This window comes from Ralstonia pickettii, from assembly GCF_001699815.1.
GTDB classification, from domain to species: Bacteria; Pseudomonadota; Gammaproteobacteria; order Burkholderiales; family Burkholderiaceae; genus Ralstonia; species Ralstonia thomasii.
Map to the genome: position 1 here is coordinate 498,903 of NZ_MCGB01000057.1, position 12,593 is coordinate 511,495.

A 12,593-nucleotide genomic window follows, 5' to 3' on the forward strand; every position below is an offset into this window, starting at 1 on the left:
TTGTTACGCGCGCTTACACCGTGGGCAGAACGCTTACAAACGGCGGTCAGCGCGACCTCAGTGTGGGACGTTTTTGGAGGCATGGATCGCAAATGGGACGAGATCCATGTATCTGGAGTCCCAATATCCCGCTTGTATCTGATTAAGGAGTCTCACATGAAAGTCGCTCAATCCCTGGCCGCTCTGATCGTTGCTGGTGCCTTCGCAGCCCCCGTGTTCGCGGCTGGCACCGCCTCCGCACCGGCCGCCGCACCTGCACCGGCCGCGACCGCTGCAGCGACGACCACCGATGCCGCTTCGGCACCGAAGGCTGAAGCCAAGCACGAGAAGAAGCACGCTCACAAGAAGGCCCACAAGGCTGCAGCCAAGTCGGAAGCCAAGACCGACTCCGCTTCGGCACCGAAGGCCGCTGCGCCCGCCAAGCAATAAGGCAGTCGCGCCATGAAAAACGCCGGGAATCTCCCGGCGTTTTTTTTTAGCGCGAACCGAATCAGTGCAGATGCGGCAGACGCTTCGTGCCCTCGATCTGCACCGCTTGCAGTTCGTGCGGCTTGAGGCCCAGCTCGCTGAGGATGGTCGGCGCAATCTGGTTGGTGTCGACGCGTTCGTCCACGATGCCAGCGTTGACGCCTGCTCCCCACACCACGATCGGCACGTGGCGATTTTCCGGACGGAAGCCGCCGTGCTCGGCGATCTTCGATAGCTTGCTGCCGGCCCACACCGTGCCCTGCTGCGCGATACCGACAACATCCGGAACGCGATCATCGCTGGGCTTCGCGCCAAAGAAGTCAGCCACTTCCTCGCCCAGCACAAAGCGGCTCGCGCCGGCTTGCGTAAAGGGCTTGGCGACGGCATTGCCCGCCGCATCCGAACCCAGCCCTGTACCCGAGTAGCCCAGCAGGAACTGCTTCGTAAAGTGCAGTGCGGCCGGTGAGCGGTCGTTCAACCACAGCAGAATGCCGTCGTCGTCCATCGCGTGCGCAACGAGATGCGGCTTGGTCGCGTCCTTGCACGTTGCAGCGTACTTTTCCCATGCGCAGTTGAGCGCGTCGATCATGTCGCCGTCGTTGATGATGGTGAGGTCTGCACGGCTGTTAGGTGACTGGCCGTGCTTGGCCGACACGATCACCACCGTGTTGGATGGGTCGGCAGCCTTGACCAGCTCGCCCAGCTTGTTGTCGACGAAGGTGAGCGCGCTTTGCAGGACCACGCCCGGCACCGTGCCATTGTTGGTGTAGCCACCCAGGCCACCCGACACTTTGTTGGCAGTGTTGGATGGGTCCGGGTAATACGCCGACTTGTTCAGCTTCTGTGCGGTCGACACAGCCTGGAAGTTCATGCCAAGAATGGCAGGCACGCCCGGCGTGCCGTTGCCGGCGTGGTCGTGACCCTTGAGCCAGTTCAACACGGCCTGCACCTTGAAGCTGTCGTAACGCTGCGTGTTTGTGTTGTCTTTCGTCCAGTCGGCGCCGGGCCCGGCCGGCAGCGACGGGTCGGTCACGGAGCTGTTGATCTCGGGCGCGAACAGATCGTCGATACCCTGGCCGCTCGGTCCGTTGAGGATTTCGTACGCGGCATGCTTGTCCGACCATGCCGTATGCAGGCCGTGCTTGCGCGCCACTTCGAATACCGTGTTGACCTTCAGATACTGGTGCGGATACACCGGCGCGCAGGTGACGGGCGATACCGGTAGAAGCGCCGGATCGATCAGGTCCAGCGCGCGGCCCGTCAGTTGCGAGATCTTCGAAAGATCGGCATACAGGCCCGGGATGCCCTGGCCGCTGTCGAGGCGGTTCGGGTCTTTCGCGATGACCTCGGCATAGAAAACTTCAGCACCCGGCTTGGTGGTGTGGCAGTTGGCGGCCGTCGTGCCGGCCGGAAGCAGGCCGCGGCTGTAAGCGTCGTCGTAGTAGATGCCGGTGGTCTTGGGGTTGCCGCCAGTCACCTGGCCGACCATGCCCGGAAACGAGTCCGACGGGAACGGTGTGCGCGCATTGCGGTAGCTCACGCCCTGGCGCACGAGGCGCGCCAGCGTGGAACCCGGATGGTTGCCGACGTACCAGTCAAGATCGGACTGATGCAAGCCATCGACCGAGATCAGCAGGACATGCTTGGCGTGCGCGTGGCGCGCATCATCGTCATCGGCGTACGCGTGTGTAGACAGACCACATGCCAGCGTGGAAAGCACGGCAACAGCGAGAGTTTTCTGGGGGGACACGGGTTTCTCCTCTGGATTGCCGCCATCAGGCGGCCCGGTCACGCTAGCCTCGTTGTATGTCCGCGCGGCGACCCACCCGTGTCGCTTGCATGACAAATGTAACGTCGGCCCGCCGGCGGGATGAGCCAACGTTTGCACCATCATCAACCGTTCGGGCGGTTCCACTAGAATGGCGTGCCCGTCGTTCCATCCGATCGCTTTTCTCTCCAGTTCCGTTCGCTCATGCCGCTGCCTTCGCGTGCCCCGCTCCGCCTTCTGCTCCGTCTTTCCTTGGTCTTGGTTAGCGCGTTGTCAATCAGCGCTGCCCAGGCACAGACGGCCCCTGCCGCCAACGCGGAAAACAACGCCGAAGCCAGCGACTGGAGCGTCGCTGTCGGCCCGGCGATTTACATGTCACCCAAATATCCGGGCGCGAAATCCAGCTTTGTGTTTCCGTGGATCGATCAGGAGATCGAATACCGGCATCGCTTCTTTTCCAAGGGGATGGACTTTGCAGGCGTGTACCTCGCCAACGACGACACATGGCAGGTGGGCGGCAACTTCCAGTTCGACCCGACGTGGCGCCATGCGCATGACGACGCGCGCCTGAATGGTCTGGGCAATGTCAACGCCACGGTGCGCGCGAAGGCGTTCGCGCAGTACACGGTGTCGTTCCTCACGCTGTCCACCGATGCGGAGCAAGACATCCTCGGCAACCGCCAGGGGTTGATCGCCAACGCCGATGCCTACGCGAGCGCGCCGGTCGGCCGCTGGCTGTTCAGCCTTGGCACCGGCGTGTCGTGGACGAACGGTCAGTACATGCGTTCGTTCTTTGGCGTGGACGATGGCCAGAGCGCGCGTTCGGGCCTGCCGGTATTTGCCACGCATGCGGGGCTGCGCGACATCCACTTCAACGCCATCGTCACGTGCAAGCTCGATGACCGGTGGACGGCCAATGGCTCGCTCACGGTGGCACGGCTGCGTGGCGATGCGGCAGACAGTCCGATCACCCAGCGCCGCCAGCAGACCACGGCCATGGCCTCGCTCACGTACCGGTTCCGCTGACAGCGCGCCCAGAATCGGGCGCGGTGATGTGCGCAATCGCTTGCGCATGGAGGTGAAATTCGCGTGGCAAACCTGTGCACACGAGGCAATCCGCTTATGAGACCAGAACTTGGCCCGCGCGCCTCTCAGCCAAAAGGACCATGCTTCCTTTTCACAACAGGTATGCGGGTGGACTAGCGCAATCGCCCTGTTTTTTTTGCTAGTCTGTTTGGAAAGCGGCGATCACTTCCGATCAATGCACGGGCAGTGAACGGTGTCTTCCCACCGGCGGCGGACACCGCAAGACAGGAGGGCTTGACCATGTTGCGGTGGATTGCAAACTGGGCCTTGAGCCACGCACCCTCTCCCGAGAAGCAGGCCGAACGCGCGCTAAGCGAATTGCGCATGGAGCTGTACCAGGCAGAGCAGCGCGTGATGGATGCACAAATGCACGCGGACTACTACCGCGCCCGTCTCATATTCCTGGAAGACGTCGTCAAGAAGGGCATCGAGCGCGTGTCCGACCAGCGCAAGGGCAAGCAGGAAAGCGCCCACGCATTGCGCGCCGGTCTCAAGTTCACGGCCGAGCTGTGGCGCGAATCGCAATCGCGCGACTCGCATATGCTCCGGCGCCGCACGGCGATGTCGTTCATCGACCCGCACGACGCGCAGGCCGACGACTCGCACGCGCCCAAGATCCACCACTTCTCGAAGATCCCCGTGGATTCGCAGTTCGACGACAACGTGAGTGCGCTGCCCTCCAAGCACGCCGCGGCGGAGAAGGCGTAGCGCGTGAGCTGGCCGGCGCGGCCAGCCGCCCGCAGTGCCCCCGCGTCAGGTGCGTCGACACGTTCGGCTCCGTGCGCGGGCGGTGGCGCCTACGGTGCCACCATCGACACGCCGTATTGCGCAAAGATGCGTTGCAGCTCGCCGCTGGCGCGCAGTGCATTGAGCGCGGTCTCCAGCGCCTGCGCCAGTTCTCGCTGATCCGCCTTGACGGCCATGCCGATCGCCCAACCGCGGGCCGGCAGCAGCGGCGACTGCAATTCGGTCGCCACGAACCGTGTGGCAGATTGATTCTGCATCTTCAGCGCATTTTCATATTGCGCCCGCGTCACCATTGCCGCGGCAATCTGGCCGGAGAACAGCGCACGCAGCGCCTCGTTGGCCTCCGGATAGATCTTCACCTTGTCGCGCAGCGCGCCGTTGGCACTGGAAAGCAGCGCACTCGCCCCGCCCGATCCCTGCTCGGCGCCGGTCGCCTGACCGGCGAGGTCTTCGAAGCTGCTGACCTTGCGGACGCGGTCGCTGTCGTACACCAGCACATAGCCTTCGCGAAGGTACGGCGCGAATATCAGCACCTGGTCGTTCTGGCGAATGAAGTTCGGGTCAACCGGCACATGGAGCATCACGTCGGCCGGGCCATACCCCAGGTAGTGCCCTTTCCAGACCATGTTGCGCAGGTCGCCCGACATGCCATCGTCATCCGCATCAAACGGCAGCAACGACGCCGACAGCCCCATCTGCTTGCCAAGCGCATTGGCAAGCGCCACGTCAATGCCGCTGAACTGGCCCCCGACGTTGTCGGAGAACGGCGGCAGGCCCTTGTACAGCGCGACCTTCAGGGCACCGCTCTGGCGGATCTTCGCCATGTCGGCATGTGCCGGCGCGGCGCTCACCATCATGGCTGCCGCAGCAAGCAGGAGGCCGGCAAGGCGACGGAAAGCCCCAACCGCGGTCAACCGAATACGGGCATTCATGAGAATCTCCTGGTGAAAAAAATGAGCGAGCCGATGCACACGAAGGCAGGGACAGCATCGGCTCGCAAAGCTGCCAACGGGGGCAGGCCGACCTACTACTCCTGTACGCGGCGCGATTCCAGATACGTCTTGATCGACCAGACCGCTTCCTGGGTCAGCACGCCTTCAAACGGGGGCATGTAGACGCGGCCATCGCGGGTGCGGCCGTGGCGGACTGTGGCGGTGAAGTACTGCGACACCTCGCCGTAGCAAGCCTCCTTCTGCTTGGCGCTTGCCAGCGACATGCAATCGGTGTCGAGCTTGCGCAGGTCGGGGGCGATGCCGCCGGAGATGGCCTCCAGCCCGTGGCAGCGCGCACAGTTCTGGTTGAACGCCGAGGTGCCGATACGCAGCGCTTCGTCGTGGGCGGGGCCCGTCCGGTATGGATTGTCCTGACGCCAATCGGCACCGAGTTGCGGTAAGGTGTGCGTGTCTACGGCCTGCGGTGTGACATCGCCGTGAGCGGATGCGGCTGCGGGCAATCCGCCGGCCAGAAGTGCGCAGGCAGAAAGCAGCGCGAGCAAATTGCGAGGCGTTTTCAAGAGTGTCTCCTAGTTGTCGTTGAAACGATTTTTGGAGCCATTTCTGCAAGAGCCATACCAAGGCGCGAACCTGCCGCCAAACCCGGCCTGCATCCGCCAAGCGCGCCGGTTATCCGATGCGAGGGTTGGCACAGGTGCTCAGGAATGCAACACCCTGGCAAGGGTCTTGCTTCATGGCGCAACACTTCCGGTTCGCACCCTGGTTAAATCAGGCGATCCGGGCGACCCGCACACAGATTGCGGGCGAGGTTTAAGGAGACACACACCATGACCCCTCACGCGGCAGCCGACCCGCGCGGTTCCGAAAACGCCCCGGCCACGCTCGGTGACACCCCGAACGATCAGCCTGAACTGATCGCGCAATCCCACGAGCGATCCAAGTCCTACGGCTTGCGCCCGTATGAGTCGCCCGACTTCTGCCCGGTCCTGCACAGCGAGCTGAAAACCGAGATCGAGCGCAGCCAGTCGCTGTTCACGCACGCGCTCCCCGTGATGGAGACGCTCTACAGCCAGATCGTCAACACGCAAAGCATGGTGATCCTGACCGACACGTCTGGCCTGATCCTGCATTCGCTGGGGGACGACGATTTCCTGGCCCAGGCGAGCAAGGTGGCCCTTCAACCGGGCGCGCTGTGGTCGGAAGCGAGCCGGGGCACCAACGCCATCGGCACGGCGCTGGCCGAGGCTAAACCCACGCTGGTCCACGGCTCCGAGCACTACCTGCAGGCCAATCAGTTCCTCACCTGTTCGTGTGCGCCGATCTTCGATCCGTACGGCGCCACCGTGGGTGCGCTCGATGTGACGGGGGACCATCGCGGTTTCCACAAGCACACCATGGCGCTGGTGCGCATGTCGGCGCAGATGATCGAGAATCACTTGTTTGCCAACACGTTCCAGGACGTGGTGTGCATCCACTTCCACTCGCGCCCGGAATTCATCGGCACACTGGTCGAGGGCATTGCGGCCTTCACGCCGGCGGGGCGCTTCCTGTCGGCCAACCGCAGCGGCGAATTCCAGCTCGGCCTGTCGATCCGCGCGCTGCATGCCCATACCTTTTCGTCGCTGTTTGGGCTGTCGATGTCGCAGTTGATCGACCGCGAACGCACCGCAGCGGCAGGTATCGTGCAGTTGCAACTGCCCAGCGGCGTGAAGGTGTTTGCGCGCGTCGAATGGAAGCGGCCGGCCAACCGCATGGTGGGCGGCGCGATTGGCGCTGATCTCTCGACTGACCGCGACGCGGCGCCGCGCCGGGCCTACATCGAGCCGATCCGGCAGCCGGCCAGCCTGGAGGCGCTGGACACCGGCGACGCGCAGATCCAGACCGTCATTGGCAAGCTGCGCAAGGTTATCGGCAAGGATATCCCTGTCATGATCCTGGGCGAAACCGGCACGGGCAAGGAGCTGCTTGCGCGCGCCATCCACGCCGACAGCCCGCGCCACGCCGGCCCCTTCATCGCCGTGAATTGCGCGTCGATTCCGGAAGCGCTCATCGAATCTGAACTCTTCGGCTACGAAGAAGGCGCCTTTACCGGCGCGCGCAAGAAGGGCGGCATCGGCAAGATGGTGCTGGCCAACGGCGGCACGCTCTTCCTCGACGAGATCGGCGACATGCCGCTGCACCTGCAGGCCCGCCTGCTGCGCGCATTGCAAGAGCGTGCGGTCTCTCCGCTGGGCAGCAACAAGCTGATCCAGGTAGATGTGACGGTCGTGTGCGCCACTCACCGCAACATGCGCGAGATGGTGGCCAGCGGCCAGTTCCGCGAAGACCTGTACTACCGGCTCAACGGTCTGGTCGTGCGCCTGCCGGCATTGCGCGAGCGCAGCGACCTCGACGTGGTAGCCGACAAGCTGCTGAAACTTGAACAGGCCGACGCGCCCCCCATCAGCGAAGCCGTGATGCAGATGTTCCGCAGCTACCACTGGCCCGGCAACATTCGCCAGCTCGGCAATCTGCTGCGCACCGCCCGGCTGATGGCCGAAGGCGCTCCGGAAATCACCGAAGACCATCTGCCCGACGATTTTCTTGAAGACTGGCAGGCGCGTCATGGCGACCAGCCGTCTCCGGACAATGCGGTGGCATCGGCAGCGGCTGTACCGCCTGTCACTCAAAACGTGGGCGGCACGCAGCCCAAGCGGCTTGCCGATGTGGAAAGCATGACGATCATGGCGGCCGTGCAGGCGCACAACGGCAACATTTCCGCCGCTGCGAAAGCGCTCGGCATTTCGCGCAACACAATCTACCGCCGGATCGACGAGGCCGGCGGCTTGCCTTCAGACACCGACTGACCACGCCGACGCACGGATGGCGGCGCCCAGCGCTTTCGCCATCTCACCCACCGCCAGGTGCCCACCCGGCACCCACACCAACCGCGCATGCGGGATCGCTACAGACAACCGCAGCGCATTGCCGGGCCGGCAAACCTTGTCTTCCCGCCCATGCAGCAGCGTCACCGGCAAACCCCTCGCCCCGATGCGCGTGGCCGCCCGCAGCAACGCTGCCTTCCCCAGCCCTGCTCGCCGATGCAGGTAATGCGCCTGCAACTGGTACTTGCGCACGAGGGCCATGCGCTGCTGCCAGGTTTGGCGACGTGCCAGCGGCCACAGGCCCAACAGCCGACGTTCCGCACGCTGCCATGCCGTGGCAATGTTCAATTTCTGAACAGTTGTACCAGGCTGCAACATGTCTGTTGCAACGCGAAGACGACCACGGGCCGCAGGAAAACCCTCACCTCGCCCACCGACGCCTCGCAAGAGATCACGACCGGCGCCGCGCGCGTTGAACAACGACTGCACATCGTCGAAACCGGTCAGGAAGGTGCCGCGCAGCACCAGCGCCGATACGGCATGGGGAAAGCGATCGGCATAGGCCAACGCCAGCGCTGCGCCCCATGACCCACCGACCACGCCCCAGCGCGCAATGCCGAGCGCAATGCGCAGTTGCTCCAGATCGGCCAGCAGCGCCGTCACCGTATTGCGCCGTAGCGTGCCGGCGGGTCGCGAGCGCCCGGCACCGCGCTGGTCCGGCAGCACGGCGCGATGCCGCAGCGGATCGAACCACGCAGCCATCGAAGGCGCGCAGCCGCTGCCCGGGCCGCCATGCAGCACCAGCCACGGTTCTCCGCTGTCAGGCCCGCATTGGCGCACATGCAGGCAGTGGCCGTCCGGCGTGCGCAGGTGAAAGCGGGCGGATGTGGTTGGCCAGTCGGAGGTGGGCATGGATGTTGCCTTGAGGACGATGCGGCTGCGTTCGGCAAACGCCTGTGCAACCGCTGAACAACGCTGTGCATTCACTAACTATGCCAACCCTCAAGGAGGAGACATGAACTGGACGACCCCCGCCTACACCGAACTGCGACTCGGGTTCGAGATCACCATGTACATCGCCAACCGCTGACACTGCGCGGCTGAGCACGCAAGGCTCCACGAGCCCGCCGGTTCTTCACGGCGGGCTTTTTTCCGCCTGGAGGCGCGCGTGCCTTCCCGCCATCCCCTGGCCGACTTCTTGCTCAGTCCGCCCCGACACGTTGGATTTGCATCATGACCATACTCAGGGTTCTCGGCTCGGCCGCCGGCGGCGGTTTCCCACAGTGGAACTGCAACTGTCGCAACTGCGACGGTGTGCGGCGCGGCACCGTGCGCGCCACGCCGCGCACGCAGTCGTCCATCGCACTCGGCGACGGCCAACACAACTGGCTCGTGGTGAACGCCTCGCCGGACATCCTCGCGCAACTGCGCAGTTCGCCAGCGCTGCAACCGGCACGCACGCCGCGTGATACGGGCATCGTGGGCGTCGTGCTGATGGATGCGCAGATCGACCATGTGACGGGCCTCTTGATGCTGCGCGAACATCGGCAAGCGCTGCCCGTCTATGCCAGCGCAGCGGTCATCAGCGATCTGTCCACCGCCTTCCCCCTCACCCGCATGCTGTCGCACTACTGCGGTCTCGACACGCGCGCGCTCGCGCTGGACGGCACGGCGTTCTCGGTGCCCCCGCTCGACGACGTGGCGTTGACGGCGATCCCGCTGGAGAGCAAGGCGCCGCCCTACTCGCCCAGCCGCAACGCGCGCCGCGTGGGCGACAACATCGGCCTGCGCATCGTCGATCGCAAGAGCGGCCGGCGTGCATTCTACGCGCCGGGTCTCGCCCGTGTCGAACCCCATGTGCTCGACGAAATGGGCGCGGCCGACGTGGTGCTGGTGGACGGCACCTGCTGGCGCAACGACGAGATGCTCGCCCTCGGTTTTTCCACCAAGACGGCAGCAGACATGGGCCACCTCGCGCAATCCGGCCCCGGCGGCATGATCGACGTGCTCGACCAGCTGCCGGCCACGCGCAAGGTGCTGATCCACATCAACAACACCAACCCGATCCTCGATGAAGACTCGCCGCAGCGCCGGGAGTTGGAAGCACACGGCATCGAGGTGGCTTACGACGGCATGGAAATCTCGCTATGACACATCCTGTTGCCTGGACGGCCGAAGAGTTCGAAGCACGGCTGCGCGCGAAGCAGGCGGGCTATCACATTCATCATCCGTTCAACCTGCGCATGCGCGCTGGCGAATGCACGCCGGAGGAAATCCGCACGTGGGTTGCGAACCGTTTCTACTACCAGGTCAACATCCCGCTCAAGGATGCGGCCATCCTGTCCAACTGCCCCGACCGGGCAACGCGCCGCGAGTGGATCGTCCGCATCCACGACCACGACGGCGACGATGCGCAGCCGGGCGGCATCGAGAGCTGGGTGCGCTTAGGCGTTGCCGTGGGCCTGACGCGCGACGCGCTGTGGTCTCACCGGCATCTGCTGCCGGGCGTGCGCTTTGCGGTGGATGCGTATGTGAACTTTGCGCGCCGCGCGCCGTGGCAGGAAGCAGTGTGCTCCTCGCTCACGGAGATGTTCGCGCCGGACATTCACAAGGAACGACTGGCCGGCTGGCCCGAGCACTATCCGTGGGTGCAGCCGGAGGGGCTGGCGTACTTCCGCTCGCGCATTCCGCTGGCCTCGCGCGACGTCGAGCACGGCCTGCGCGTGACACTCGACTACTTCCGCACGCCGGAGCAGCAACTGCGTGCGCTGGACATCCTGCAGTTCAAGCTCGACATCCTCTGGTCGATGCTCGATGCCATCCAACAGGCCCACGCACATGAGCCCTCCCTTGTCTGATCCGGCCCACCCCACGCTGCACCGGACCTTCCGGCTGCAATGGGAAGACATGCAGCAAAGCTGGGTGCTGCTGTACCCCGAAGGCATGGTCACGCTCAATGACAGCGCCGCCGCGATCCTGCAGCGCTGCGACGGTGCCCATACCCTCGACATGCTGATCGACGACCTGCAATCCACCTTTGGCGTGCAGGGCATCGCTCCGGAGGTCCACGCCTTTGTCAAACATGCATTCGAACGCGGCTGGCTCGTTTGAGGCCGATTCGCTGCTCGCGCCGGCAGCTACGCCGATGCCCGGTCCGCCGCTCTGGCTACTGGCCGAGCTGACCTATCGCTGCCCGCTGCATTGCGCCTTCTGCTCCAACCCGGTCGACTACACGCGGCACGATCAGGAACTCTCCACCGAACAGTGGTGCGATGTGTTCACCCAGGCGCGGGCGCTGGGCGCGGTGCAGCTGGGCCTGTCGGGCGGCGAGCCGCTGTTGCGCAAGGATCTTGAAACCCTGGTCGCGCATGCGCATGGGCTCGGGTTCTACGTGAACCTCGTGACATCTGGGGTGGGCCTGACCGATGCGCGGCTTGGCGCATTGCGCGCTGCGGGGCTCGACCATATCCAGCTGTCGTTCCAGGACTCCACGCGGGAGCTGAACGACTTTCTGTCGAGCACGCGCACATTTGACCTGAAGCGCCAGGTGGCGGATCTGATCAAGGCCCACGGTTATCCGATGGTGATGAACTGCGTGATGCACCGGCATAACCTGCCGCACGTGGGCGCCATCATCGACATGGCGCTGGAGATCGGCGCCGAATACCTGGAACTTGCCAACACGCAGTACTACGGCTGGGCATGGGAAAACCGCCTGGCGCTGATGCCCACCCTGGAGCAACTACGTGACGCCGAAGCCGTCGTGAACGACTACCGGACCCGCATCGGCAGCCGATGCCAATTGCTTTACGTCGTGCCGGACTACTTTGAGCAGCGCCCGAAGAAGTGCATGAACGGCTGGGGCACGACATTCCTCGGCATCGCGCCGGATGGCGTTGCGCTGCCCTGCCACTCGGCGCGCATGCTGCCGGGGCTGGAGCTACCCAACGTGCTCAGCCAGCCGCTGCGCGACATCTGGCGAAGCAGCGATGCCTTTCAACGCTTTCGCGGCACGCATTGGATGCCGGAGCCATGCCAGTCATGCGAATCGCGCGAGGAAGATGCCGGCGGCTGCCGCTGTCAGGCGTACCTGTTGACGGGCGATGCGACACGCACGGACCCGGTATGTGGAAAGTCGGCAGATCACGGCGCGCTGCAGCAGGTGGTGCTGCAAGGTCGGATGGCTGCGATGAACGGGTTCGGGCAGATGCGGGACACGCGCACCGGTGAAGTGCCGATCGTGTTCCGGACGGACGCCAATTCGCGCCGGCTCACGCAACCATAGAACGCAATCCTGGAGAAGAGAAAGGGCCGGACAATGCCGGCCCTCTTCCTTTTCCCCGGCGAGCAACGTAGAAGCCTAGGAGCCTGAACTCAACACCCAGGCCACCAATTGCTTCGCTTCGTCTTCCTTGAGGTTGGAGTGCGCGGGCATCGGGATGCGGCCCCACACACCCTTGCCGCCTTCGCGCACTTTCTGCGCCAGTCTCGCGGGCGCGTCGGCATCGCCCTTGTACTTGGCGGCCACGTCGGCAAAGGCGGGGCCGACGATCTTGGTATGCATGCTGTGGCACGAGAAACAGCCGCTCTTGTCGGCCAGGGCCTGCATGTCCGGCGCGGCGTGGGCGGGCGCCGCCCCGATTGCTGCAGACACTACGGCCAGCAGCGAGAACACTCCATTGCGCATGATCACGATCTGAAACTCCT

At 64.5% G+C, this 12,593-nt stretch carries 14 protein-coding genes; 9 read left to right on the top strand and 5 right to left on the bottom strand.

All coding sequences use genetic code 11. From position 1 onward, the window contains the following. Positions 1-156 precede the first annotated feature (156 nt). Entirely contained in the window at positions 157-429 is a 273-nt protein-coding gene (locus tag BEK68_RS10180) for a hypothetical protein (RefSeq protein WP_009241196.1), read from the top strand. A gap of 61 nt (positions 430-490) precedes the next feature. Here BEK68_RS10180 and BEK68_RS10185 read toward each other — a convergent pair whose 3' ends face one another. Next, positions 491-2,218, bottom strand: a complete 1,728-nt coding sequence (locus BEK68_RS10185; RefSeq protein WP_009241197.1) for an alkaline phosphatase family protein — start codon at positions 2,216-2,218, stop codon at positions 491-493. 222 nt (positions 2,219-2,440) lie between these two features. Between BEK68_RS10185 and BEK68_RS10190 the strand changes: the two genes are divergently transcribed. After that, a complete protein-coding gene (locus BEK68_RS10190; protein WP_009241198.1) occupies positions 2,441-3,262 on the top strand; it encodes a MipA/OmpV family protein in 822 nt (273 codons plus the stop codon). 327 nt (positions 3,263-3,589) lie between these two features. After that, entirely contained in the window at positions 3,590-4,030 is a 441-nt protein-coding gene (locus tag BEK68_RS10195) for a hypothetical protein (RefSeq protein WP_238563796.1), read from the top strand. Positions 4,031-4,119: 89 nt separating this feature from the next. Here the strand turns inward: BEK68_RS10195 and BEK68_RS10200 are convergent, their stop codons facing one another. After that, positions 4,120-5,001: a substrate-binding periplasmic protein gene (locus tag BEK68_RS10200; protein ID WP_009241199.1), complete on the bottom strand. Its 882-nt coding sequence runs from the start codon at positions 4,999-5,001 to the stop codon at positions 4,120-4,122. A 95-nt stretch (positions 5,002-5,096) separates the two neighbouring features. Beyond that, positions 5,097-5,582, bottom strand: a complete 486-nt coding sequence (pedF, locus tag BEK68_RS10205; RefSeq protein WP_004631184.1) for a cytochrome c-550 PedF — start codon at positions 5,580-5,582, stop codon at positions 5,097-5,099. A gap of 267 nt (positions 5,583-5,849) precedes the next feature. Here pedF and BEK68_RS10210 point away from each other — a divergent pair, with 267 nt between their 5' ends. Beyond that, on the top strand, positions 5,850-7,868 hold the full coding sequence (locus tag BEK68_RS10210) for a sigma-54-dependent Fis family transcriptional regulator (RefSeq protein WP_004631186.1): 2,019 nt from the start codon (positions 5,850-5,852) through the stop codon (positions 7,866-7,868). On the opposite strand, the gene BEK68_RS10215 is transcribed toward BEK68_RS10210, so the two are convergent. Next, positions 7,854-8,798 carry an alpha/beta fold hydrolase gene (locus BEK68_RS10215; RefSeq protein WP_009241200.1) on the bottom strand — a complete coding sequence of 315 codons (945 nt, stop codon included), beginning with the start codon at positions 8,796-8,798 and terminating at the stop codon, positions 7,854-7,856. The genes BEK68_RS10210 and BEK68_RS10215 overlap by 15 nt on opposite strands. A 103-nt stretch (positions 8,799-8,901) precedes the next feature. Here BEK68_RS10215 and pqqA point away from each other — a divergent pair, with 103 nt between their 5' ends. From pqqA to pqqE, 5 genes are all read left to right on the top strand, one after another. After that, positions 8,902-8,976 carry a pyrroloquinoline quinone precursor peptide PqqA gene (gene pqqA / locus BEK68_RS26370; protein ID WP_009277446.1) on the top strand — a complete coding sequence of 25 codons (75 nt, stop codon included), beginning with the start codon at positions 8,902-8,904 and terminating at the stop codon, positions 8,974-8,976. A gap of 143 nt (positions 8,977-9,119) precedes the next feature. Beyond that, complete coding sequence (gene pqqB / locus BEK68_RS10225; protein ID WP_009241201.1) at positions 9,120-10,037, top strand: pyrroloquinoline quinone biosynthesis protein PqqB; 918 nt, start codon at positions 9,120-9,122, stop codon at positions 10,035-10,037. Continuing rightward, positions 10,034-10,744, top strand: coding sequence for a pyrroloquinoline-quinone synthase PqqC (gene pqqC, locus BEK68_RS10230; protein WP_004631191.1), 711 nt, complete (start codon positions 10,034-10,036; stop codon positions 10,742-10,744). The genes pqqB and pqqC overlap by 4 nt, the downstream gene beginning before the upstream one ends. Further along, the gene (pqqD, locus tag BEK68_RS10235; RefSeq protein ID WP_009241202.1) at positions 10,725-10,997 is read left to right on the top strand and encodes a pyrroloquinoline quinone biosynthesis peptide chaperone PqqD; all 273 of its coding nucleotides are present in this window, start codon (positions 10,725-10,727) and stop codon (positions 10,995-10,997) included. The genes pqqC and pqqD overlap by 20 nt, the downstream gene beginning before the upstream one ends. After that, positions 10,969-12,171 carry a pyrroloquinoline quinone biosynthesis protein PqqE gene (pqqE, locus tag BEK68_RS10240; RefSeq protein ID WP_009241203.1) on the top strand — a complete coding sequence of 401 codons (1,203 nt, stop codon included), beginning with the start codon at positions 10,969-10,971 and terminating at the stop codon, positions 12,169-12,171. Before pqqD ends, pqqE begins: the two co-directional genes overlap by 29 nt. 75 nt (positions 12,172-12,246) lie before the next feature. On the opposite strand, the gene BEK68_RS10245 is transcribed toward pqqE, so the two are convergent. After that, positions 12,247-12,579: a c-type cytochrome gene (locus BEK68_RS10245; RefSeq protein WP_009241204.1), complete on the bottom strand. Its 333-nt coding sequence runs from the start codon at positions 12,577-12,579 to the stop codon at positions 12,247-12,249. Between the last annotated feature and the right edge of the window lie 14 nt (positions 12,580-12,593).

Coding starts and splice junctions, on each gene's coding strand:
- BEK68_RS10180 (WP_009241196.1), top strand. CDS start 157: ATGAAAGTCGCTCAATCCCTGGCCGCTCTGATCGTTGCTGGTGCCTTC.
- BEK68_RS10190 (WP_009241198.1), top strand. CDS start 2,441: ATGCCGCTGCCTTCGCGTGCCCCGCTCCGCCTTCTGCTCCGTCTTTCC.
- BEK68_RS10200 (WP_009241199.1), bottom strand. CDS start 5,001: ATGAATGCCCGTATTCGGTTGACCGCGGTTGGGGCTTTCCGTCGCCTT.
- BEK68_RS10210 (WP_004631186.1), top strand. CDS start 5,850: ATGACCCCTCACGCGGCAGCCGACCCGCGCGGTTCCGAAAACGCCCCG.
- BEK68_RS10215 (WP_009241200.1), bottom strand. CDS start 8,798: ATGCCCACCTCCGACTGGCCAACCACATCCGCCCGCTTTCACCTGCGC.
- pqqB (WP_009241201.1), top strand. CDS start 9,120: ATGACCATACTCAGGGTTCTCGGCTCGGCCGCCGGCGGCGGTTTCCCA.
- pqqC (WP_004631191.1), top strand. CDS start 10,034: ATGACACATCCTGTTGCCTGGACGGCCGAAGAGTTCGAAGCACGGCTG.
- pqqD (WP_009241202.1), top strand. CDS start 10,725: ATGAGCCCTCCCTTGTCTGATCCGGCCCACCCCACGCTGCACCGGACC.
- pqqE (WP_009241203.1), top strand. CDS start 10,969: ATGCATTCGAACGCGGCTGGCTCGTTTGAGGCCGATTCGCTGCTCGCG.